Raw genomic sequence first — 1,746 nt, forward strand, 5'->3', positions numbered from 1 at the left:
ATCCGCCGCTACATCATCTGGCGAAACCGACATGCCGACGACACCCGGCTACGTCAGATCGTCACCAGGGCGAACGTTGCCTGATGCGGCACTAGCTAGCGTTCCTGGCAACGGCGTCACGTTCACTTCGTGCGAGATGTCATGGCCAAGATCGAGGCTGGTTCCGCTGAGATGGTCGCCGCCGCCGTCCGCTCCATCTTCGCCCAGCCCGACTGCACCTGGTCGCCGACCTGCTCGCCGCCCAGTTCCCGCCAAAGAAGGACATGCTCTTCGCCGTCGAGACCGACATCACCGCCGACGCCACCTTCCCGCGAAGCCACTGGACCAAGATCTGGTCCACCAACCCGCTGGAACTCCTCAACCGCGAGGTCCAACGCCGAGCCGACGTCATCCAGGTCTTCCCCGCCGCTACCTGTCCAAGAGCTCCATGGCCGAACTGTTGGGCGCCGACACCACCGCCGTCATCACCGAATCGACAGCGCTTCCACAAGGCAAGGAGACCGCCTGATCAGAGAACTTTTGCACCACTCCAGTGGACGCCATCGTGCAGCGGACGCGGCCGGTCCCGATCAGAGCCGACAGATCTTCCTAAGAGCCCGAAGTCAGTCCGGAACGCCGGGTCAGACTTCGGCGGGACGAGCTCTCACTCACTGGCCATACTGTCAACACCCTAACATTGGCGAGCGACACCCACGGTTTGCGATTGGCAAATCATTCCATACAGCGCCATGAGATTACTGAGCCCGCCACACCTTAGCAGTATCCTGACACGCGTGTGACAGATGTATGAGATTGAGTCCCGCTTTAATTGGTGCACACGGAAGCAGTCGCTATAAATCACCGCTTCCGGGTTTATGGTTCGCCCCATCTACATGGAGGAAGAATGTTGTCTCCTCGAAAAGTCCTGGCCGCACTCATGCTGTCCGCAGGTTTCCTCGCCGCGAGCCTAACCGCTCCGGCGTCGGCATTCGCCGCAGAGCACACGCTGTCGTCTCCAAGCTCGCCATCCTGCGGGAACCCAAGCCACTCCAGCGGATGGGACGCGGTCGGAATCACACTGTGCGGATCGACCGCTACCGCAATCGGCGCCACCGACGTCTTGAGTTTCACCGGCCACTTCGAGTTCTACGGGCCGCATGGGGAAATCGGAAACAGCCCGGACATGAAGTGGTTCTCCGGCGGCAGCTGGGTGATTCCCATCAACCAGGGTGCCCCAGCCGGCAGCCTTTGGTGTGTGAGGGCATGGGGGTTGGCCTCTCCCGGCCACTATAACCTCATAGATAACAACTGCGTGAAGATCTGACGGCTTGACGAACTCGAAGACCAGTCGGCTGTGTGGGCCGCTAATACCCACACAGTCGGCCGGGTTTCCTGCGGGGTCGGACTGCTCTGTTCGGGGTTAGGCAGCGGGTTGGCTACCTGTGTGGCGGGTTTCTTGGCGGCTGGGATGGCGAGGTCTTCGCCGGTTGAGTACGTGCTCTCGTATTCGTCCGAGGAGCACCATCCGGAGGCGCTCAGTGATGTCGAGGGTTCCACAACCTCCATGGGTGGCGGCCCCCGAACGGCGGGCGGCAAGCACTGATCGCGTTGACGGTGTGGTGGTTGTATTGCGCTCGTCCCGAGCGTTCGCTGAGAAGGTTGAGGAACTATGTAGTGCCGTATCAGGCAACGTTCGCCCCGTCAGTGTGGTGAGTCCCGCCGATGGGGCGGGTGTATCAGACTTGGCAGATAGCTGAGCGGGTCCGG

General features: G+C 61.3%; 2 pseudogenes. Both read left to right on the forward strand.

The window, feature by feature from the left end:
* Positions 1 to 84 (forward strand): annotated as a pseudogene (locus ABH935_RS50815) (transposase); the annotation flags it as partial.
* 18 nt (positions 85 to 102) lie between these two features.
* Positions 103 to 404: pseudogene (locus ABH935_RS50820) on the forward strand (transposase); the annotation flags it as partial.
* Positions 405 to 1,746 lie beyond the last annotated feature (1,342 nt).

Origin of the sequence: Catenulispora sp. GAS73 (assembly GCF_041262085.1) — a bacterium.
GTDB lineage: Bacteria > Actinomycetota > Actinomycetes > Streptomycetales > Catenulisporaceae > Catenulispora.